At 72.6% G+C, this 19,496-nt stretch carries 19 protein-coding genes, 4 tRNA genes and 1 pseudogene; 5 read left to right on the forward strand and 19 right to left on the reverse strand.

Going from position 1 to position 19,496, the window contains the following annotated elements; all coding sequences use genetic code 11:
• Positions 1-71: 71 nt before the first annotated feature.
• Positions 72-144, reverse strand: a tRNA-Trp gene (locus tag HYE82_RS09245).
• 191 nt (positions 145-335) lie between these two features.
• Between HYE82_RS09245 and HYE82_RS09250 the strand changes: the two genes are divergently transcribed.
• Together HYE82_RS09250 and HYE82_RS09255 are read left to right on the forward strand one after the other, a co-directional pair.
• The gene (locus HYE82_RS09250) at positions 336-1,562 is read left to right on the forward strand and encodes a pyridoxal phosphate-dependent aminotransferase (protein ID WP_179173468.1); all 1,227 of its coding nucleotides are present in this window, start codon (positions 336-338) and stop codon (positions 1,560-1,562) included.
• A gap of 185 nt (positions 1,563-1,747) precedes the next feature.
• Positions 1,748-2,767: an adenosine deaminase gene (locus HYE82_RS09255; RefSeq protein ID WP_179173469.1), complete on the forward strand. Its 1,020-nt coding sequence runs from the start codon at positions 1,748-1,750 to the stop codon at positions 2,765-2,767.
• A 54-nt stretch (positions 2,768-2,821) separates the two neighbouring features.
• Here the strand turns inward: HYE82_RS09255 and HYE82_RS09260 are convergent, their stop codons facing one another.
• The 9 genes from HYE82_RS09260 to HYE82_RS09300 form a co-directional block, all read right to left on the reverse strand.
• Complete coding sequence (locus tag HYE82_RS09260; protein WP_179173470.1) at positions 2,822-3,238, reverse strand: hypothetical protein; 417 nt, start codon at positions 3,236-3,238, stop codon at positions 2,822-2,824.
• 15 nt (positions 3,239-3,253) lie between these two features.
• On the reverse strand, positions 3,254-4,378 hold the full coding sequence (locus HYE82_RS09265) for a UDP-N-acetylmuramate dehydrogenase (protein WP_218782422.1): 1,125 nt from the start codon (positions 4,376-4,378) through the stop codon (positions 3,254-3,256).
• The gene (locus tag HYE82_RS09270; RefSeq protein ID WP_218782423.1) at positions 4,375-4,764 is read right to left on the reverse strand and encodes a DUF3291 domain-containing protein; all 390 of its coding nucleotides are present in this window, start codon (positions 4,762-4,764) and stop codon (positions 4,375-4,377) included. The genes HYE82_RS09265 and HYE82_RS09270 overlap by 4 nt, the downstream gene beginning before the upstream one ends.
• Positions 4,765-4,914: 150 nt before the next feature.
• On the reverse strand, positions 4,915-5,520 hold the full coding sequence (locus tag HYE82_RS09275; RefSeq protein ID WP_179173473.1) for a TetR/AcrR family transcriptional regulator: 606 nt from the start codon (positions 5,518-5,520) through the stop codon (positions 4,915-4,917).
• Positions 5,521-5,627: 107 nt separating this feature from the next.
• Complete coding sequence (locus HYE82_RS09280) at positions 5,628-6,056, reverse strand: MaoC family dehydratase (RefSeq protein ID WP_179173474.1); 429 nt, start codon at positions 6,054-6,056, stop codon at positions 5,628-5,630.
• A 1-nt stretch (position 6,057) separates the two neighbouring features.
• Positions 6,058-6,510, reverse strand: coding sequence for a MaoC family dehydratase N-terminal domain-containing protein (locus tag HYE82_RS09285; RefSeq protein ID WP_179173475.1), 453 nt, complete (start codon positions 6,508-6,510; stop codon positions 6,058-6,060).
• Positions 6,511-6,643: 133 nt separating this feature from the next.
• A complete protein-coding gene (rpmG, locus tag HYE82_RS09290) occupies positions 6,644-6,808 on the reverse strand; it encodes a 50S ribosomal protein L33 (RefSeq protein WP_003956487.1) in 165 nt (54 codons plus the stop codon).
• Between the two features lie 89 nt (positions 6,809-6,897).
• Positions 6,898-6,970: transfer RNA gene (locus tag HYE82_RS09295), tRNA-Met, on the reverse strand.
• 48 nt (positions 6,971-7,018) lie between these two features.
• Positions 7,019-7,091 (reverse strand) — tRNA-Thr (locus HYE82_RS09300).
• Between the two features lie 394 nt (positions 7,092-7,485).
• On the opposite strand from HYE82_RS09300, the gene HYE82_RS09305 reads away from it, so the two are divergent.
• Together HYE82_RS09305 and HYE82_RS09310 are read left to right on the forward strand one after the other, a co-directional pair.
• Positions 7,486-8,811, forward strand: a complete 1,326-nt coding sequence (locus HYE82_RS09305; protein ID WP_179173476.1) for an amidohydrolase family protein — start codon at positions 7,486-7,488, stop codon at positions 8,809-8,811.
• A gap of 54 nt (positions 8,812-8,865) precedes the next feature.
• Positions 8,866-9,522, forward strand: coding sequence for an SDR family oxidoreductase (locus tag HYE82_RS09310; protein ID WP_179173477.1), 657 nt, complete (start codon positions 8,866-8,868; stop codon positions 9,520-9,522).
• A gap of 147 nt (positions 9,523-9,669) precedes the next feature.
• Here the strand turns inward: HYE82_RS09310 and HYE82_RS09315 are convergent, their stop codons facing one another.
• Positions 9,670-10,098: a hypothetical protein gene (locus HYE82_RS09315; RefSeq protein ID WP_179173478.1), complete on the reverse strand. Its 429-nt coding sequence runs from the start codon at positions 10,096-10,098 to the stop codon at positions 9,670-9,672.
• 144 nt (positions 10,099-10,242) lie between these two features.
• Positions 10,243-10,324: transfer RNA gene (locus HYE82_RS09320), tRNA-Tyr, on the reverse strand.
• A 202-nt stretch (positions 10,325-10,526) separates the two neighbouring features.
• Between HYE82_RS09320 and HYE82_RS09325 the strand changes: the two genes are divergently transcribed.
• Positions 10,527-11,015 (forward strand): YajQ family cyclic di-GMP-binding protein, encoded by a 489-nt coding sequence (locus tag HYE82_RS09325; protein WP_179173479.1) that lies wholly within the window; start codon positions 10,527-10,529, stop codon positions 11,013-11,015.
• 423 nt (positions 11,016-11,438) lie between these two features.
• On the opposite strand, the gene HYE82_RS09330 is transcribed toward HYE82_RS09325, so the two are convergent.
• The 7 genes and pseudogenes from HYE82_RS09330 to HYE82_RS09360 all read right to left on the reverse strand — a co-directional run.
• Entirely contained in the window at positions 11,439-12,851 is a 1,413-nt protein-coding gene (locus HYE82_RS09330; protein ID WP_179173480.1) for a hypothetical protein, read from the reverse strand.
• Between the two features lie 636 nt (positions 12,852-13,487).
• Positions 13,488-14,468, reverse strand: a complete 981-nt coding sequence (locus tag HYE82_RS09335; RefSeq protein WP_309144247.1) for a glycosyltransferase family 2 protein — start codon at positions 14,466-14,468, stop codon at positions 13,488-13,490.
• A 43-nt stretch (positions 14,469-14,511) separates the two neighbouring features.
• Complete coding sequence (locus HYE82_RS09340; protein WP_179173481.1) at positions 14,512-14,904, reverse strand: YccF domain-containing protein; 393 nt, start codon at positions 14,902-14,904, stop codon at positions 14,512-14,514.
• Positions 14,901-15,764: a zinc metalloprotease HtpX gene (gene htpX / locus HYE82_RS09345; RefSeq protein ID WP_179173482.1), complete on the reverse strand. Its 864-nt coding sequence runs from the start codon at positions 15,762-15,764 to the stop codon at positions 14,901-14,903. The genes HYE82_RS09340 and htpX overlap by 4 nt, the downstream gene beginning before the upstream one ends.
• A 204-nt stretch (positions 15,765-15,968) precedes the next feature.
• Entirely contained in the window at positions 15,969-17,447 is a 1,479-nt protein-coding gene (locus tag HYE82_RS09350) for an NADH-quinone oxidoreductase subunit N (RefSeq protein WP_256987032.1), read from the reverse strand.
• Positions 17,448-17,554: 107 nt separating this feature from the next.
• A complete protein-coding gene (locus HYE82_RS09355; RefSeq protein ID WP_309144248.1) occupies positions 17,555-19,150 on the reverse strand; it encodes an NADH-quinone oxidoreductase subunit M in 1,596 nt (531 codons plus the stop codon).
• A 14-nt stretch (positions 19,151-19,164) separates the two neighbouring features.
• Positions 19,165-19,496, reverse strand: a pseudogene (locus HYE82_RS09360) (NADH-quinone oxidoreductase subunit L); the annotation flags it as partial.

A 19,496-nucleotide genomic window follows, 5' to 3' on the forward strand; every position in this document is an offset into this window, starting at 1 on the left:
GCGCCCGGTTGCGCCGCACGGCGTTGCATCTAAGTACGTACCTGCGCACACATCCGAGGAGGAGTGTGGAGCAGGGCCGGAGGGACTCGAACCCCCAACCGCTGGTTTTGGAGACCAGTGCTCTACCAATTGAGCTACGACCCTTTGCGTTCCCCAACCTACCGCATGCAGGCGAATGCACGGAGTGCTCACGCTCTGTGTGGTCGGCGAGGTCCAACGACAGGTGAGTGTACGTGTTCCACGCCCTGACGTCGAACAGAGCGCAGATCCGGGTGGTCCGTCCGATGTCCGGAACGGTGTGCGGGGCCTCCGGGGCTTCTGGGACGATTGGCCGCATGACCTCTGCTACGCCTTCCTCCGAGCGCCGGGTGTCCGCCCGTATCGGCGCCATCTCCGAGTCCGCCACCCTCGCCGTCGATGCCAAGGCCAAGGCCCTCAAGGCCGCCGGGCGCCCGGTCATCGGCTTCGGCGCGGGTGAGCCCGATTTCCCGACCCCCGGCTACATCGTCGAGGCCGCGGTCGAGGCCTGCCGCGACCCGAAGTTCCACCGGTACACGCCGGCGGGCGGCCTGCCCGAGCTGAAGAAGGCCATCGCCGAGAAGACGCTGCGCGACTCCGGTTACGAGGTCGACGCGTCGCAGGTGCTGGTGACCAACGGCGGCAAGCAGGCGATCTACAACGCCTTCGCCGCGATCCTGGACCCGGGTGACGAGGTCATCGTCCCGGCTCCGTACTGGACCACCTACCCGGAGTCGATCCGGCTGGCCGGCGGTGTCCCGGTCGAGGTCGTCGCCGACGAGACCACCGGCTACCGGGTCTCCGTCGAGCAGCTGGAGGCCGCGCGCACCGAGCGCACCAAGGTCGTCCTGTTCGTGTCCCCCTCGAACCCGACCGGCGCGGTCTACAGCGAGGCGGACGCGAAGGCGATCGGCGAGTGGGCCGCCGAGCACGGCCTGTGGGTGCTGACCGACGAGATCTACGAGCACCTGGTGTACGGCGAGGCGAAGTTCACCTCGCTGCCGGTGCTGGTGCCGGCCCTGCGCGACAAGTGCATCGTCGTCAACGGCGTCGCCAAGACGTACGCCATGACCGGCTGGCGCGTGGGCTGGGTCATCGGCCCGCAGGACGTCATCAAGGCCGCGACCAACCTGCAGTCGCACGCCACCTCGAACGTCTCGAACGTGGCCCAGGTCGCCGCGATCGCCGCCGTCTCCGGCAACCTGGACGCCGTGGCCGAGATGCGCAAGGCCTTCGACCGCCGCCGCCGGACCATGGTGAAGATGCTCAACGAGATCGACGGCGTCTTCTGCCCGACGCCCGAGGGCGCCTTCTACGCGTACCCGTCGGTCAAGGAGCTGCTCGGCAAGGAGATCCGCGGCAAGCGCCCGCAGACCTCCGCGGAACTCGCCTCGCTGATCCTCGACGAGGCCGAGGTCGCCGTCGTCCCGGGCGAGGCCTTCGGAACCCCCGGCTACCTGCGTCTTTCGTACGCCCTGGGTGACGAGGACCTGGTCGAGGGCGTGTCGCGGATCCAGAAGCTGCTGGCCGAGGCGAAGGCCTGAGGCTGGGCCTGAACCGGTCGGCCGACCGGAGCGGCGCCGTCCCCTGCGGGGCGGCGCCGCTTTTTGCCTTCCGCGGGTCCGGGGGCCGCGTAACGGGGGCTTCGAGGACACGTTTTTGCGTTCGGGCAAGGTCCCGTTCAGGGAATCCGGTTCCGAACGGGTGACGGGTACGGCAGGATCGGCTGATGGAGCACGTACGCGATCTGACGCTTCTGCCGAAAGCCCATCTGCACCTGCATTTCACCGGGTCCATGCGGCCGTCGACCCTGCTGGAGCTCGCCGACAAGTACGGCGTGCGCCTGCCCGAGGCGCTGACCGGCGGCGAGCCGCCGAAGCTCCGCGCCACCGACGAGCGCGGCTGGTTCCGATTCCAGCGGCTGTACGACACCGCCCGCTCGTGCCTGCGGCAACCCGAGGACATCCAGCGCCTGGTCCGCGAGGCCGCGGAGGAGGACGTCCGCGACGGCTGCGGCTGGCTGGAGATCCAGGTCGACCCCACCTCGTACGCCCCGCACCTGGGCGGTCTGATCCCGGCGGTCGAGGTCATCCTGGACGCGGTCGAGTCGGCGTCCCGCCACACCGGGCTCGGCATCCGCGTGCTGATCGCGGCCAACCGCATGAAGCACCCGCTCGACGCCCGCACGCTCGCCCGCCTGGCCGTCCGCTACGCCGACCGGGGCATCGTCGGCTTCGGACTGTCGAACGACGAGCGCCGCGGCATGGCCCGGGACTTCGACCGGGCCTTCGCCATCGCCCGGGAGGGGGGCCTGCTGGCTGCCCCGCACGGCGGGGAGCTCACCGGCCCGTCCTCGGTCCGGGACTGCCTGGACGATCTGCACGCGGCGCGGATCGGGCACGGGGTGCGGGCCGCCGAGGACCCGAGGCTGCTGCGGCGGCTCGCCGAGGCGGGGGTCACCTGCGAGGTGTGTCCTGCGTCGAACGTGGCGCTCGGGGTGTACGAGCGGCCGGAGGACGTGCCGCTGCGCACGCTGTTCGAGGCGGGGGTGCCGATGGCGCTGGGCGCGGACGACCCGCTGCTGTTCGGTTCGCGGCTGGCGGCGCAGTACGGGATCGCCCGCCGGCACCACGGGTTCACGGACGCGGAGCTCGCGGAGCTGGCCCGCCAGTCGGTGCGGGGGTCGGCCGCGCCGGACGACGTGCAGGACAAGCTGCTGACCGGGATCGACCACTGGCTGGCCGGATAGCCGACCGGTCCCCGGCCGGTCGGCCCGGCCGGTCCGCGCGGTCGGCCCGGCCGGTCAGCGGGTGAGCCGCAGGTCGCCCTGCCAGCAGTCGGCCCGGACCCTGCCGCCGTCGCCGAAGCCGATCTCCAGCTGGGTGCGGCCGGTCTCGGGCACCGCGAACTCGGACACCCGCGCCACGGTGTCGCCGAGGTGGCGCAGGAAGGGGTGGTCGCCGAGGTCCTCGCCGACCTCTATGCGGCCCCACTCCCCCATGTCGTGGGACGCGTGGGGGGCGGCGGACTCGACGATCAGGCAGCCGTCGGACCCGGTGCTGATCCTGGTGGAATCGCCCTCGCTGTCGATGAGCCAGACGTCCAGGGGCGCCTCGGAGCGTTCGCCCTCGCAGACGTGCCAGGACGCGACGATGCGGCTGATCGTGCGTCCCACCAGGCGGGTGGGGTCCGTTCCGGCCCCGTGCCGTGGACAGAGCATGGCGGCCGGGGCTCCTCAGATGCTGACGCCGACCGTCACCGGCTCGTTGACCAGGGTGACGCCGAAGGCCGCGTGGACGCCCGCCACGACCTCGCGGGCCAGGGTGAGCAGGTCCTCGGTGGTGGCCTCGCCGCGGTTGGTGAGGGCGAGGGTGTGCTTGGTGGAGATCCGGGCGGGGCCGGTGCCGTAGCCCTTGGTGAAGCCGGCCTTGTCGATGAGCCAGGCGGCGCTGGTCTTCGTACGGCCCTCGCCGGCCGGGTAGGCGGGCGGTGTGGTGTCGGGGCCGAGGCGCTCCTGGGCGCGGGCGAGGAAGGCGGCGTACGCCTCGTCGGTCAGGATCGGGTTGTGGAAGAAGGAGCCGGCGGACCAGGTGTCGTGGTCGGCGGGGTCGAGGACCATGCCCTTGCCGGCGCGCAGGCGCAGCACGGTCTCGCGGGCGGCGGCGGCCGGGACGCGGTCGCCGGCCCCGACGCCGAGGGCGCGGGCGGTCTCCGGGTACTTGATCGGCGCGGAGAGGCCGCCGGCGTCCTCCAGGGCGAAGCGGACGCGCAGGACGACGTACCGCTCGGGCTGGTGCTTGAAGAGGCTGTCGCGGTACGAGAAGGCGCACTCGGCGGCGGTCAGGGTGACGGTCTCGCGGAGGGTGCGGTCGTAGGCGACGACCTCGGTGATGGTGTCGCAGACCTCCTGGCCGTACGCGCCGACGTTCTGGATCGGGGTCGCGCCGGCGGAGCCGGGGATTCCGGCGAGGCATTCGATGCCGGCGAGGCCCGCCTCGACGGTGCGGGCGACGGCGTCGGACCAGTTCTCGCCGGCGGCGAGTTCCAGGGTGGTGCCGTCGAGGTGGAAGCCGGTGGTGGCGATGCGCAGGGCGGTGCCGTCGAAGCCGCGGTCGCCGATGACCAGGTTGCTGCCGCCGCCGATGACGAGGAGCGGGGTGCCGCTCTCGTCCGCGGCGCGGACGGCCTCGACCACCTCGGCGTCGGTGGTCGCGGTGACCAGCCGGGTGGCGGGCCCGCCGAGGCGGAACGTGGTCAGCGGGGCGAGGGGGGCGTCGTGGAGTTCCTGCACGTGGACAAGAGTACGGTCCGCGGCCGCGGGTTCCCGGCGGGGCCACGGACCGTACGTCCCGGCGGTCAGTACCGGGCCTGCTCGGCGGCGAGCCGGCGCTCGGCCTCCTCCCAGCCGATGGGCAGCTCGGAGGCCGGGGCGGTCCAGAAGGTGAAGGCCGAATCCTTCATGAACGCGGCGGCGGCGCGGGCGTTGGAGCGGTGCGGCTCGCTGCGGGCGAACCGGTGGAGGGCGTCGCGGTTCTCCCAGGCCGAGAGGGTGAGGAACGTCCGGGCTCCGATCCGGGCCCGGAGGGCGGCGCCGTGGGCGCCGGGGGCCTTGCGGATCTGCAGCACGATCCCGGGCGACCTGAGGGCGAAGCGGAGGGCCCCGAGCAGGGTCTTCGTCTCGAAGCGGGAGGCCATGACGTAGACCTCGGCGTCGGGGGCGGGAGCGGTGGGGGTGGTCCAGGGCATGTCGGGCACGGCTGAGCTCCTTCGTACGGGTCGTGCACGGACAGGAGTGGAGTGGAGCGGGCTGTACGAGCTAGTGATTGATGACTAACTTCTGCGCGCAAAGCGGAGGCCCGGTGTGGGGCGAGCGCACAGGACCCGGCGGGCCGGACCTCACGCGCCCTCGCCGGCTCCGGTTTCGCCTTCGGCCCGGGCCTCGGCTTCGGCTTTGACTTTGCCTTCGGGGTCCAGCCCCGCCCAGACCCGGTGTTCCGGCGGGAACCCCATGGCGGCCAGGGCGTTGATGAGCATCCCGTACGCCATGAAGCCGGTGGTCTCGGTGACGTCCCCGCCGAGCGGCAGGTGGACGGCGTCCCAGAGTCGGAGCCAGCCGGCCCGGACCAGTTCGCCGAACTCCCGGTCCCCGTCCCGCTCGGCGGCGGCCACGGCGACGTACATCTGCATCTGGAGCTGGAGTTTGTCGGGGTCCTCGGCGATCAGCCGGGTGTAGGCCCCGGCCATGGCGGCCAGCGCCTCGGCACCGTGGAGCCCCTCGGCGGCCCGGTCGAAGACCCGGCGGGTGTCCTCCAGGCAGCGGGTGGCCGCGGCGACGAAGATCGCCTGCTTGTTGGGGAAGAGCCGGAAGAGGTACGGCTGAGAGACACCGACGCGCTTGGCGATCGCCTCGGTGGAGGTGCCGTGGTATCCGCCGCGGGCGAATTCGTGCATCGCCGCGCGAATGACGCTCTCGCGCCGTTCCTCTGCGCTCATCCTCACCATGGAGACAAAGTTAGTGTCCAATCACTTACTTTGCAAGGGGTGGGAAAGGGGCGCCCACGACGGTGCTGCGGACGCCCCTGTTGCCCCGACTGCGCCGACCGGCTGCCTCAGGCCAGCCGGACCACGGCCCGCGACATGCCCAGCACCTTCTGGCCGGCGCTCATCGCGGTCAGGTCCACCCGGACCTTGTTGTCGTCGAGCTTGGCGGCGACCTTGCCGCTGACCTCGATCAGGGCGCCGGTGTCGTCGTTCGGGACCACGACCGGCTTGGTGAAGCGGACGCCGTACTCGACGACCGCACCCGGGTCGCCGGTCCAGTCGGTGACGACGCGGATGGCCTCGGCCATGGTGAACATGCCGTGGGCGATCACGTCCGGGAGGCCGACCTCCTTGGCGAACTTCTCGTTCCAGTGGATCGGGTTGAAGTCCCCGGAGGCGCCGGCGTACCGGACGAGCGTGGCGCGGGTCACGGGGAAGGACGCCGCCGGGAGTGCGGTGCCGACCTCGACCTCGTCGTACTTGATCTTCGCGGTCATCTCAGGCCTCCTCGGGGGCGCGGGAGACGAGCTTCGTCCACGCGGTCACCACGTGCTCGCCGGCGTCGTCGTGGACCTCGCCGCGGATGTCGATGATGTCGTTGCCCGCCAGGGTCTTCACGGCCTCGATGGTGGAGGTCACCGAGAGCCGGTCACCGGCCCGCACGGGGCGGTGGTAGGCGAACTTCTGGTCACCGTGGACGACGCGGCTGTAGTCCAGTCCGAGCTGCGGGTCGGCGACGACCCGGCCCGCGGCCGCGAAGGTGATCGCGAAGACGAAGGTCGGCGGGGCGATCACGTCCTGGTAGCCGGCGGCCTTGGCGGCTTCGGCGTCGGTGTAGACGGGGTTCTCGTCCCCGACCGCGACCGCGAACTCGCGGATCTTCTCGCGGCCGACCTCGTACGGATCGGTGGGCGGGTAGCTCCGCCCGACGAAGGACTGGTCGAGCGCCATGGCTCCCTACCTCCTGGGGAAAGTGACGGACACGGACACGGACAGGGACTCGAGGTCGCGGAAACGACACGAGGCCGCCCCCGTTGAAGGGGACGACCTCATGGCGTTGCCTGTGTTCGAGACTGCGCCGGTGTCAGCGGGTCTCGCGGTGCGCGGTGTGCGAGTTGCAGCGCGGGCAGTGCTTCTTCATCTCAAGACGGTCCGGGTTGTTACGCCGGTTCTTCTTGGTGATGTAGTTCCGCTCCTTGCACTCCACGCAGGCCAGCGTGATCTTCGGGCGGACGTCGGTGGCAGCCACGTGAGTGCTCCTTGACGGACTAATGGACGGATCGAACGCATAAAAGAGTAGCCGATCGGGAGACCGACCCCGCAATCGGCTACTGTGGGTAGCGGCGACCGGACTTGAACCGGTGACACAGCGATTATGAGCCGCTTGCTCTACCGACTGAGCTACGCCGCTTTGATGTGATCGGCTCCCCACCCGAGGGTGGGGGGCCTCTCTCACCAGAGCCCCAATGCGGAATCGAACCGCAGACCTTCTCCTTACCATGGAGACGCTCTACCGACTGAGCTATTGGGGCGAGCGAGGAAGACATTACACGGTTGCCAGCCGAACGCCCAAATCCATTGCCGGGGCTGACCCGGGACCCCCAGCCGGCGGGGTGGGCGGACGGACGGGCAGGCCGGCGCGGGGACCCGTACGCGGCCCCCGGCCCCGGCGTACGGCAGCCGGCCCGGCGGTGGCGGGCCGGTGGCGCGGCGGGGCGGCCGGTGGTGCGGCGGTACGACCAACGCGGCCTGCGTGCCTGCGTGAAGGCGGGGGCCTCGCGCCCTACGCTCGGGGCACGCTGCGTGATCTTGGGCTGCAGGCCGCAGGCCGGGGGCCGCACCACGCGGGGCCCCGCCCCGGCTCCCGGCCGCTCCGGCCCAGGACCCGCCCGAGCCACCGCACCACCGCACCACCGCAGGAGCGCGATGTCCGACAGCCAGCCGCAGCAGCCGCCCCCGTCCCCGCGCAGCGGCCGCGGCGAGGGCGGCCCGGGTTCCCCGCGCGGCAGCCGCGGCGAGGGCCCGGCGCCGGGCGCCCACGCGGGCGCCGCCGAGTCCGCGGCGCTGCTGCTCGCCGGGGCCCGCCTCACGGACGGCCGCACGGTCGACGTCCGCCTCGGCGGCGGCCGGATCCAGGCCGTCGGCGCCGCCGGCAGCCTGTCCTCCGCGGGGTCGGCCCGGGTGGACCTGTCCGGCTTCCTGCTGCTGCCCGCCCCCGCCGAGCCGCACTCCCACGGGGACACCGCCCTGACCGCCGACGCCGAGGGGCGGGTCTCGTACGCGCCGGACCAGGTGCAGCGCCGGGCCACCGAGGCCGCCCTGCTCCAGCTGGGCCACGGCGCGACGGCCTTGCGCTCGCACGTCCGGATCGGCGGTGAGCACGGCCTCGGGGCGCTGGAGGCCGTCCTCGCGGCCCGCCGCTCGCTGCGCGGGCTCGCGGACGTGAGCGCGGTGGCCGCGCCCCGTCTGCTGACCGGGACCTCGGGCGCGGACGGGCTCGCCGTGCTGCGGGACGCGGTCAGGATGGGCGCCTCCGTGATCGGTGGCTGCCCGGACCTCGACCCGGACCCGGCGGGCTTCGCGGAGGCCGTGCTGGAGCTCGCCGCCGAGCACGGCTGCCCGGTGGACCTGCACACGGACGGTGACGACCCCGGCCGGCTGGCCCGGCTCGCCGAGATGGCCGAGGAGATGCGGCCGGGCGTGACGATCGGCCCCTGCGGCGGCCTGTCCCGGCTCCCGCTGGAGGTGGCCCAGCGGGCCGCCGACCGGCTGGCCGCGGCCGGCGTACGGGTGACCTGCCTGCCCCAGGGCGACTGTGCGGCCCTGGAGCGGCGGGGCCTGCGCACCGCCCCCGTACGGCTGCTGCGTGCCGCCGGGGTGCGGGTCGCGGCCGGCAGCGGGGCCCTGCGCGACGCCGGGAACCCGGTCGGGCGGGGCGACCCGCTGGAGGCCGCGTACCTGCTGGCCTCCCAGGGCGGGCTGCGGCCGACGGAGGCCTACGACACGGTGAGCGCCGCCGCCCGGGAGGCGATGGGCCTGCCGGAGGTACGGGTGGAGGCCGGGTTCCCGGCGGAGCTGCTCGCGGTGCGCGGGGACCGGATCGCCGGGGTGCTGTCCCTCGCGTACAGCCGGATCGTGATCCACCGCGGCCGGGTGGTCGCCCGGACGAGCGCCGTACGGGAGTACTGCGACTCGGCGGTCGCGGTGGCCCTGGACCTGCCCCGGCAGGGCCGTATGGAGCCGGGTGCCTGAGCGTCCGGCGGGTATGCGCGGGCGGCCGGGCCCGGGTCGTCGTACGGTCGGCTCATGCGCATCGTCATCGCGGGTGGACACGGTCAGATCGCGTTGCGGCTGGAGCGGTTGCTCACCGTGCGCGGGTACGAGGTCGCGGGCATCATCCGCGACCGGACGCAGGGCGACGACCTCCGGGAGGCGGGCGCCGAGCCGGTGCTGTGCGACCTGGAGTCGGCGACGGTCGAGCACGTGGCCGGCATCCTGCAGGGCGCGGAGGCCGCGGTGTTCGCGGCGGGCGCGGGCCCGGGCAGCGGCATCGCCCGCAAGGACACGGTGGACCGGGGCGCGGCGGTGCTGTTCGCCGATGCGGCCGAACGGGCAGGGGTGCGGCGCTTCCTGATCGTGTCTTCGATGGGTGCGAACGCGCAGCACGAGGGCGACGACGTGTTCGACGCCTACCTGCGGGCGAAGGGCGAGGCGGACGACCACGTCCGTACCCGCCTCGGCCTGGAGTGGACCGTCCTGCGCCCGGGGTCGCTGGTCGACGACCCCGGGACGGGGCTGGTGCGCCTGGAGGCGCACGCGGGCGGCGGCGCCGTGCCCCGCGACGACGTGGCCGCGGTGCTGGCGGAGCTCCTCGAAACGCCGGCGACGGCGGGCCTGACCCTGGAGCTGGTCGCCGGCTCGGTCCCGGTGACGGTGGCCGTCAAGGACGTGGCGGGCAACTGAGCAGAAGCCCGGTGACGACCGGTGACGGCCGGTCAGAGGTCGGCGGCGGCCTCGTCGTCGGACCGCCCGACGGAATCCTGTTCGCCGTGCTCCCCGCGGGCAGCAGGGCCTCGTACGACGGCTCGCGGACCAACGCAGCGCCCCCGCTCACGGGCTCTCCAGTCGCCGGCGCCACCACGGATCGCCCGGGGCGGCGTACGGATCGGGAAGCGTACGGGCGAGGAACCGCTCGTCGAGCGGCGTGAGCACGGCTCGCAGCTGTCGCGCCGCCCCCGGCGGGAGCGCGCGGCCGATGTCCTCCAGCACCTGCCGGTGGTCCCCGCCCCAGGGCGGCTCACAGCACGGGTAGTGCATCCGGAAGTCCGGGTAGACGAACCGGGGCCCTGGGCCGTGCGCGAGCTCGCGCCAGCCGAGCCACGCGGCGTGCGTGGCGCCGGGCTCGTACAGGCGCCGCTCGACGCGGCCGATCCCGGCCAGGAACGTGCCGGAGATCCCGGGGATGGCCCGCCCGCCGTGCGGCGGGCGCGGGATGCGCTGCAGGTCTCGCCGGACCTGCGCGGGTGCCTTACGCGGCATGGGCCTTTCGGCCGGGAATGCGGTTCACGCGGCCATCATGCCCGTATCCGGCCTCCGGCCGCGCCGTATTTTCCGTCGGCGCCGGTCCCCATGCAGAACGGCCCCTGACCGCGTTTCCGCAGATCAGGGGCCGTTCTCTCCATGTGGCGGCGCCAGGATTCGAACCTGGGTAGGCTAAGCCGACGGATTTACAGTCCGCTCCCATTGGCCACTCGGGCACACCGCCATGGGATATCGCCTTCGAGACCGCTTTGCGGCGGTGCTCCCTGGCAACGACGTAAACAATACCCGATGCTCCGGGATGCTTCGCCACCTGATTGATCAGCGCTGTCGGCGGGTGCGGTGGCTAGGCTTTGCCGAGCGGGCCGGGTACGGCCGGCCGCGGCCCCACCGGGGCATCGACAGCCGACATCAAGGAGCCACAGCACATGGCCGACTCCAGTTTCGACATCGTCTCGAAGGTCGAGCGGCAGGAGGTCGACAACGCCCTCAACCAGGCCGCCAAGGAACTCTCGCAGCGCTACGACTTCAAGGGCACCGGCGCCTCCATCTCCTGGTCCGGCGAGAAGATCCTGATGGAGGCGAACTCGGAGGACCGGGTCAAGGCCGTCCTCGACGTGTTCGAGACCAAGCTGGTCAAGCGCGGCATCTCGCTCAAGGCGCTGGACGCCGGCGAGCCGCAGCTGTCCGGCAAGGAGTACAAGATCTTCGCCTCGATCGAGGAGGGCATCTCCCAGGAGAACGCCAAGAAGGTGGCGAAGATGATCCGCGACGAGGGCCCGAAGGGCGTCAAGGCGCAGGTCCAGGGTGACGAGCTGCGCGTCAGCTCCAAGAGCCGCGACGACCTCCAGGCCGTCCAGGCGCTGCTGAAGGGCAAGGACCTGGACTTCGCGATCCAGTTCGTGAACTACCGCTGACAAACCTTCTGACCTGCACAAACGCAGTCAGGCCGGGCGAGCAGGGCACAACGGGGGCACATCGCCGGGGGTGAACTCCACCGCCGCCCTCGTTGTGTCCTCCTCGTCCGGCCGCAGGTGCCTGCACGTGTCGAGCGTGATCTACGGCTCGCGGCCGAGTCGGCGCGCGCGGGAGGACTGCCTCGCCCCGGGGCGGGCAGCATCACGTCATACAGGTCCGCGCCTGCCCACGGCCGCGTTCGTGCAGGCGCCGTGCGACGCCCTGCCCCCGCCACCGCTCGCGCACGGCAGGTTCCCGAGCCAGGGCTTACGGCCCGGCTCGGGGCGCGGCGCGCGCCTCCCGGGTCTCCCGTGTCGCGGCCACCTCGCCGTCGCGCAGTGCAACGACGAGGTGGACGGTATGGCAGGCTCCCGCCCGCGAGGTCAGCCGGTGCAGCCGGGAACGGTGCCCAGCGGGGCGCAGTTGTTCGGGCGGTTGCGCTTGACCCTGGTGTCGTTCAGGGTGACCGTGCCCGATTCCTCGTAGATGCCGCCCCCGTCGCCGGCCGTGTTGCCCGTGACCGTGCTCCGGTTCAGGGTGGTGGAGCCGACGGCGCTGAAGAGGCCGCCGCCCTGGGCGGTGCCGCCGTCCGGGGCGCTGGCGGTGTTCTCGGTGATGTGTGACCGCTCGGCCGTCACGGTGCCGCCGAGACCGTTGATGATGCCGCCGCCGAGGGCGGTGCCGCCGTCCGGGGCACTGGCGGTGTTGCCCTGTACCTCGGTGCTGTCCAGGGTGAGTGCACCGACGGCACCGATGCTGATCCCACCGCCCCGCGCCGTGCCGTTCGGGGCGGTGGCGCGGTTGTCGATGACGCGGCTGCGGGTCATGGACAGTGCGCCCCCGCTCCCGACCCCGCCGCCCAGGACGGTGCCGTCCGGAGCGCTGGAGGTGTTGTCGCGGATGACGGTGTCGGTCACGGCCATCGTGCCCGGCGAGGGGATGCCGTTCGTCAGAGCGCCGCGCACCGTACCGCCCGGGGCGCTGGCGTGGTTGTGGCTGATGGTGGTGTACTTGATCGTCGTCTGGGCGAAGCTGGCGATGCCGGCGCCGGAGGCGAAGTTGTCCACGTTCGCGGTGACGCGGACGGTGTTGTGGCGCACGCGGCTGTGGTTGACCGTCAGCGGGCCGTCATTGGCGATCCCGCCGCCCGCGGCAGCACTCGGCTCCGTCCCGGTGTAGCGGGCGGTGTTGCCGCTGACTTCGGTGTCGTTCAGGGTCGCCGTGCCGACGCTGTCGATGCCGCCGCCCTGGGCATAGACGTCGGACGTGGCGGTGTTGTCGATCACCCGGCTGTGGTTGACGGTCAGGATCCCCAGGTTGTTGATGCCGCCACCGCAGACCAGCCCCGGGGGGTCGGGGAATCCGGGGCAGTCCGTCGCCCTGCCGCCCTTGATCGTTGTCTGGTTGAGGGTCAGGGTGCCCCCGCTGTCCACCAGCAGGATGCGGAAGTCCGGCGCCGACGCATCACGCTTGATCGTGGCGCCGTTTCCTTCGATGGTGATGTCGCTGGCGATGGCCGGCAGGCCGTTGGCGGGGCTGCCGGGGTCGGGGGCCACCAGTTTGTAGGTGCACTTGCGGGCCAGGCGGATGGTGTCGGCGCCCGGTGAGCTGTTCGCCCTGTTGATCGCCTCGACGAGGTCCGGGACCGAGCACCTCAGGGAGATGGGGGCGGCGTGGGCGAGCGGTCCCGGGAGCGCGACCGCAGCCGTGACCGCCAGGCCGGCTGCGACCAGGAGCGGAGCGGGAAATGATCGCCGCACATCGGGGAGAGGAGCCTTCGTTCGGCTGTTCTTCAAGGGCATGGGGCTCCTCTTTCTTCTGCACCGGATGGCAGCTCGGGGCGTGCGTCGTCCGTCGGCCTGGGGCCGGCCTCGGGCCGCCATGGCACGGGCCCGGACGGCGCGGTGTGCCGGAACCAGCCGATCACGCTCTCCTGCTGTCGGCTCCCCGACGTGGCGCAAGCCCGTCCGTGTCCACCGGACCAGAGCAACTCCGATGGTCCGTTCGTGCCGGCGGCAACGTCCGCCGCGGGTTCGGGAGCTTCCGCACTCACCTGACGTGCCCGGTGCCGGTGGCGACGGCGGCCGCGCTCGTGTCCAGGAACCTCTTCGAGGGGTGCCGGCCGGCCCGGGCGTCGCCACCGCCAAGGCGGCCTGGGAGATCCCGCGGGCAGGTCGAGCAGGTGGCGGAGGAGGGCGGGGAGCTGTGCGTACGGGTCCTGGGCAACGCCGGTTCCCTACGGCTGCCGAAGCTGCTCGACGCGCTGGACGCCGGGCAGCCGGTGGGGGCTGGACCCGAGCGGGCTGCGCCCCTCGACCCCGCCTGCCCGACCGCCCTGCACGGGTGGGAGTACGGCCGGGCTGCCCCGGGTGGCCGGCCGCCGCGGGGGGCGGCGGCTGAGCGGCCCGGCGAGGGCGTCGGCGGCATGCGCCTCAGGGGCGGTTCGGGTCCGGGGGCTTCGGGGTGCCGTCGCGCGCCGAGTCGTAGCCGACGAAGTAGGTGGGGCGGCGCTGGACCGCGGTGTAGATGCGGCCGATGTATTCGCCCAGCAGGCCCACGCAGATCAGCTGGATGCCGCCGAGGAAGAGCATGGCGACGAACAGCGAGGTCCAGCCGGGCACCGTCTGCCCGGCCAGGAAGACCCCGACCGAGACGGCGATCATCACGAGGCAGGCGAGGAAGCTGACCACGCCGAGCCAGGTCGCCAGCCGCAGCGGGGCCGCGGAGAAGTTCGTGATGCCGTCGACGGCGAGCCGGATCATCTTGCTCAGCGGGTACTTGGTCTCGCCGGCGACCCGTTCGCCCCGCCGGTAGGTGACCTGGCCGCTGGGGAAGCCGAGCCAGGGCACGAGCAGGCGGTAGACCTGCTGCTGGTCGGGCAGCGCCTTGAGGGCTTCGACGGCCTCGCGGCTGAGCAGCCGGAAGTCCCCGGCCTGCGCGGGCACCTGCTTGCCGACCAGGCGGCGCATCAGCCAGTAGTAGGCGCCTGCGGTGTGGCGTTTGAAGCCGGTGTCGGTGCTGCGGTCGGAGCGGACGCCGTAGACGATGTCGAGCTGCCGGGAGCGGGCGAGGTCCAGCATCTCCGGGATCTTCTCCGGCGGGTCCTGGAGGTCGGCGTCGATGCTGGCGACGTACGCGCCGAGCGAGCGGTGCAGGCCGGCGCGCAGGGCGGCCTGGTGGCCGGAGTTGCCGCGCAGCCGGACGATCCGCAGCTCCGGCCAGTCGGTGCGGAACTCCTCCAGGAGTTCGGCGGTCCGGTCGGTGCTGCCGTCGTCGACGGCCACCACCTCGTACGCGGCCCCCGTGCCGTCCAGTACCGGCCGGAGGCGTGCCACCAGGGCGGGAAGGGCTTCTTCCTCGTTGTACATCGGCACGATGACCGACAGGGTCGTGCCCGTGATCGCAGCCGACACTGGTTCTTCCTGCCCGGGGGTTGGGGTGGCGCCGCCGAACGGCTTACCGGGACGCGAACGGGGCGTCGGTGGGGACGATCTCGCGGCCCAGCGGGAGCAGGGAGAGCGGGACCATCTTGAAGTTGGCGATGCCGAACGGGATCCCGATGATCGTGATGCACAGCGCGATGCCGGTCGCGATGTGGCCCAGGGCCAGCCACCAGCCCGCCAGGACGAGCCACAGCACGTTGCCGATGCAGGATCCGGCGCCCGCGTCGTGGCGCTCGACCGTGGTGTACCCGAAGGGCCACAGGGCGTAGACCGCGATGCGGAACGCCGCTATGCCGAACGGGATGCCGATGACGGTGATGCACAGCAGTACGCCTGCGAGGCAGTAGCCCAGGAACAGCCAGATGCCGCTGAGCACGAGCCAAATGATGTTGAGGATGGTCTTCACTGACTGCGGCCTGCCATCTGTTCGAGCCGGGCGATGCGCTCGGCCATCGGAGGGTGCGTGGAGAACATCTTAGAAAGACCTGCGCCGGGGCGGAACGGATTGGCGATCATCATGTGGCTCGCGGTCTCCAGTCTGGGCTCGGGGGCCAGGGGGCGCTGCTTGACGCCGGCGTCCAGCTTGCGCAGGGCGTCGGCCAGGGCGAGCGGGTCTCCGGTGAGCTGGGCGCCGGAGGCGTCGGCCTCGTACTCGCGGGACCGGCTGATGGCCAGCTGGATCACGGACGCGGCCAGCGGGCCCAGGATCATGATCAGCAGGAAGCCGAGGATGCCGGGCCCCTCGTCGTCGTCGGAGCGGCCGATCGGTATGAGCCAGGCGAAGTTCACCAGGAACATGATCACGGAGGCGAGTGCTCCGGCGACGGACGAGATCAGGATGTCGCGGTTGTAGACGTGGCTCAGCTCGTGGCCGATGACTCCGCGCAGCTCGCGCTCGTCGAGGATGCGCAGGATCCCCTCGGTGCAGCAGACCGCGGCGTTGCGCGGGTTGCGGCCGGTGGCGAAGGCGTTCGGCGCGTCGGTGGGCGAGATGTAGAGCCGGGGCATGGGCTGGCGCGCGGACGTGGAGAGCTCGCGCACCATGCGGTAGAGCGCGGGGGCCTCGAATTCGCTCACGGGGCGGGCGCGCATCGCGCGTAGAGCCAGCTTGTCGCTGTTCCAGTACGCGTACGCGTTGGTGGCGAGGGCGACGACGACGGCGATGATCAGGCCGCCCCGCCCGAAGAGGCTCCCGATGAAGATGATGAGTGCGGACAGCCCGCCGAGGAGTACGGCGGTCTTCAGCCCGTTGTGCCGGCGGTGCACGGTACGCCCTCCAAGTGGTGCGGCAGGGGACCTCGCGAGGGGCCCACGGTCCAGTGGACCCTTCCTTCCTGGTCAACGCGAGGTGAGGGCGTCCGGTTCCCGGCCGGCGGGGCCACCGGGGCCGCCGCGCCCCTGCCGTGCCGCCCCGGCGGCGGGGCGCAGGGCTCGGACGGGCGCTGCTCCCTCCGGGTGAGCGGTCCGCGGCTACAGCGGGAAGAGGCCGCCCGCCGCGAAGCGCAGCACCAGCTGCGGGTCTCCCGACAGCACCACCGAGACGGCGGCCGTGACGGCGATCGCGGCGACGACGGGCCACGGCGTGCCGGCAGGGCCCCCCGCGGCGGCGTCTGCGGCGGCCGGGAGCGGTTCCGGGGCGCGGAAGAGCACCGCGGTCCAGCGCAGGTAGTAGTAGAGGGCGATGACGACGTTGACGGCCATGACCACGGCCAGCCAGCCGAGGCCGGCGTCCACTGCGGAGCCGAAGACGGCGACCTTGGCGAACAGGCCGATGATGCCGGGCGGCAGGCCGGCCAGGCAGAGCAGGAAGAAGGCCATGGCGAGGGCGGCGGCGGGCCGCTCGGCGTACAGGCCGCGGTAGTCCCTGATCCGCTGCAGCGGCCGCGTCCGGCCGACGAGGGCGGCGACGGCGAAGGCGCCGAGGTTCACGGCGGCGTACATGAGGGCGTAGGCGACGGTGGAGCCGATCTGGTCGCGGCCGGAGTACGCGGCGGCGGCGATGGGGACGAGCAGGTAGCCGGCCTGGCCGACGGAGGACCAGGCGAGCAGCCGTACGGCGCCGCCGGGCCGGTCGGCGGACTGGCGCAGCGCGGCGGCGTTCCCGAGCGTCATGGTGAGCGCGGCGAGGACGGCGAGGGCGGGGCCCCAGATGTCCGAGTACGCCGGGAAGGCGATGACGGTGACGAGGATGAGGCCGGTGAAGCCGACGGCCTTGCCGATCACGGACAGGTAGCCGGCGACGGGCAGCGGCGCGCCGACGTAGGTGTCCGGCACCCAGAAGTGGAAGGGCACGGCCGCGGTCTTGAAGGCGAAGCCGACGAGGGTGAGCGCGACACCGGCCATGGCGAGGGTGTCGAGCTGGCCCGGGACGTCCTCCAGCCGGTCGGCGACCTGGACCAGGTGCAGGGAGCCGGTGGCGGCGTACACGAGGCTGATGCCGAACAGGGAGACGGCGGTGGCCGTGACCGAGGACAGGAAGAACTTGAGGGCGGCCTCGGAGGAGAGCCGGTCGCCGCGGCGCATGCCGACGAGGGCGAAGGCGGGCAGGGAGGCGACTTCCAGGGCCACGATCAGCGTGGCGAGGTCGCGGGAGGCGGGCAGCAGGGCCGCGCCGGCGGCGGAGGAGAGCAGCAGGAACCAGTACTCGCCGGCCGGCATGCGTGCGTCGCGGACGGCGGTGAGCGACAGCAGGGCGGTGACGAGGGCGCCGGCCAGCACCAGGAACTGGATGACCAGGGTGAAGTGGTCGGCGGTGTAGCTGCAGGCGGCCGGGTCGCCGGTGAGGCAGAACGTGGCCCGGTCGCCGGCGCGCAGCGGCAGCAGGGAGGCGGTGGCGGCGGCGAGGCCGGCCACGGAGGCCCAGCCGAGCAGCGGCTTGCGGTGCTCGGCGAGGAAGAGGTCGGCGACGAGCACGACCAGGGCGACGGCGGCGGGAACGACCACCGGCATGATCGCGAGCCAGTCGACGCTCTGGACCAGGCTCGCCGCGGCGCCGTCGGCGGCGCCGACCGTGGCATCGGCGGCGGTGGCCGGGGCCTTGGCCGTGTTCAGGGCCGTCATGCGTTGCCTCCTGCGAGGAGCTTCTGGACGGCCGGATCGGTGAGGCCGAGGAGGACCGCGGGCCACAGGCCGGCGAGGACGGTGAGGGCGACGAGCGGGGTCCAGGCCGCGAACTCGTACCCCTGGACGTCCGCGAGGGCGGGCACGGCGCCGGCCCCGGCCCGCGGCTGCTGCGCGGGGTCGCCCATGCACACGCGCCGTACGACGATCAGCAGGTAGGCGGCGGTGAGCAGGGTGCCGAAGGCGCCGAGGGCCATCCAGGTGAGGAAGGCGGGCCGGGACAGGCCCTCGGCCGGGTCGAAGGCGCCGAACAGGGCCAGCATCTCGCCCCAGAACCCGGCCAGGCCGGGCAGGCCGAGGGAGGCGACGGCGGCGAAGGCGAGCAGCCCGCCGAGGCGGGGGGCGCGGCCGTAGAGGGCGGCGCCGGTGGCTCCGGCGAGGGTGTCGAGGTCGGCGGTGCCGTAGCGGTCCTTGAGGGCGCCGACGAGGAAGAAGAGCAGGCCGGTGATGAGGCCGTGCGCGATGTTGGCGAACAGGGCGCCGTTGACCCCGGTGGGCGTCATGGTGGCGATGCCGAGGAGGACGAAGCCCATGTGGCCGACGGAGGAGTAGGCGATGAGCCGCTTGAGGTCGCCCTTGTTGCCCTTGCGGGCGAGCCACAGGCAGGCGAGGGATCCGTAGACGATGCCGACGGCCGCGAACGCGCCCAGGTACGGGGCGAGGGCGGCCATGCCCCCGGGGGTGGCGGGCAGCAGGATCCGGACGAACCCGTACGTGCCCATCTTCAGCAGGACGCCGGCCAGCAGGACGGAGCCGACGGTGGGGGCGGCCGTGTGGGCGTCGGGCAGCCAGCTGTGCAGCGGCCACATCGGTGTCTTCACGGCGAGGCCGATGCCGATGGAGAGGGCGGCCAGCAGCTGGGTGGTGTGCGTGAGCCCGCGGCCGTTGTCGGCGGCGAGTGCCACCATGTCGAACGTGCCGCTGTTCAGGCCGATCAGCAGCAGGCCGAGCAGCATGACCACGGAGCCGAGGAGGGTGTACAGGATGAACTTCCAGGCGGCGGCCTGCCGCTGGGCACCGCCCCAGCGGGCGATGAGGAAGTACATCGGGATGAGGACCATCTCGAAGGCGAGGAAGAACAGCAGCAGGTCGAGGACGGCGAAGGTCGCGAGCGTGCCGGCTTCGAGGACGAGGAGCAGCGCGACGAAGGCCTTCGGGGAGGGGCCTGCGGGGAGCTTGAAGTAGCTGTACAGCGCGCAGAGGAAGAACAGCAGCGCGGTCATCACGAGGAGGGGGAGCGAGATGCCGTCGATGCCGAGGTGGATCCGGACGTGCAGGGCGGGGATCCAGCTGATGTCCGTGGTCGCCTGGAAGCGGGCGGGGGTGCCGTGGTCGAAGCCGGCGGCGAGGGCGAGCGCGGCGACGAGGACCGCGCCGGTCACGGTCACGCCGTGGCGGAGCACGGCCTGTTCGGGGCTGCGGCCCTTGAGTCCGGGCGGGGCCGGCAGGAGGGCCGCAGCGGCGCCGAGGAGCGGTGCGGCCACGGCGAACACCAGGAGGAACTGCATCACGGTCGGGCTGATATCGATCACGGCTGACTCACGGCTCACGATCCGGCGTTGACGTTGGCGAGGACGGCGGTGGCGATCGCCAGCACCACGGCTCCGGCGAACAGGGCGCTCAGGTAGCTCTGCACGTTGCCCGTCTGGGCGCGGCGGACGAGGCTGCCGAGCAGCCGGGGCCCGGCGCCCGCGCCGCTGACGTACGCGTCCACGACCTCGCGGTCGAGGAAGCGGACGAGGGCGGCGGCGGCGCGGACGGGCCGGACGAAGAGCCGGTCGTAGACGGCGTCGAGGTGGAAACCGGCGGCGGCGTGCCGGTGGAGCGGTCCGAGCAGCGCGGGCCCGGGGTCGGGGGCGGGGCCGGCCGGGACGGCGG

Source organism: Streptomyces sp. BR123, assembly GCF_013401435.1.
Taxonomy (GTDB): Bacteria; Actinomycetota; Actinomycetes; order Streptomycetales; family Streptomycetaceae; genus Streptomyces.

Bases quoted from the DNA above. Each gene is read 5' to 3' on its own strand.
- HYE82_RS09305 (WP_179173476.1), top strand. From the start codon at position 7,486: ATGTCCGACAGCCAGCCGCAGCAGCCGCCCCCGTCCCCGCGCAGCGGC.
- HYE82_RS09310 (WP_179173477.1), top strand. From the start codon at position 8,866: ATGCGCATCGTCATCGCGGGTGGACACGGTCAGATCGCGTTGCGGCTG.
- HYE82_RS09325 (WP_179173479.1), top strand. From the start codon at position 10,527: ATGGCCGACTCCAGTTTCGACATCGTCTCGAAGGTCGAGCGGCAGGAG.
- HYE82_RS09260 (WP_179173470.1), bottom strand. From the start codon at position 3,238: ATGCTCTGTCCACGGCACGGGGCCGGAACGGACCCCACCCGCCTGGTG.
- HYE82_RS09280 (WP_179173474.1), bottom strand. From the start codon at position 6,056: ATGACCGCGAAGATCAAGTACGACGAGGTCGAGGTCGGCACCGCACTC.
- HYE82_RS09255 (WP_179173469.1), top strand. From the start codon at position 1,748: ATGGAGCACGTACGCGATCTGACGCTTCTGCCGAAAGCCCATCTGCAC.
- HYE82_RS09270 (WP_218782423.1), bottom strand. From the start codon at position 4,764: ATGCCCTGGACCACCCCCACCGCTCCCGCCCCCGACGCCGAGGTCTAC.
- HYE82_RS09350 (WP_256987032.1), bottom strand. From the start codon at position 17,447: ATGCCGGTGGTCGTTCCCGCCGCCGTCGCCCTGGTCGTGCTCGTCGCC.
- HYE82_RS09285 (WP_179173475.1), bottom strand. From the start codon at position 6,510: ATGGCGCTCGACCAGTCCTTCGTCGGGCGGAGCTACCCGCCCACCGAT.
- HYE82_RS09275 (WP_179173473.1), bottom strand. From the start codon at position 5,520: ATGGTGAGGATGAGCGCAGAGGAACGGCGCGAGAGCGTCATTCGCGCG.
- HYE82_RS09315 (WP_179173478.1), bottom strand. From the start codon at position 10,098: ATGCCGCGTAAGGCACCCGCGCAGGTCCGGCGAGACCTGCAGCGCATC.
- HYE82_RS09250 (WP_179173468.1), top strand. From the start codon at position 336: ATGACCTCTGCTACGCCTTCCTCCGAGCGCCGGGTGTCCGCCCGTATC.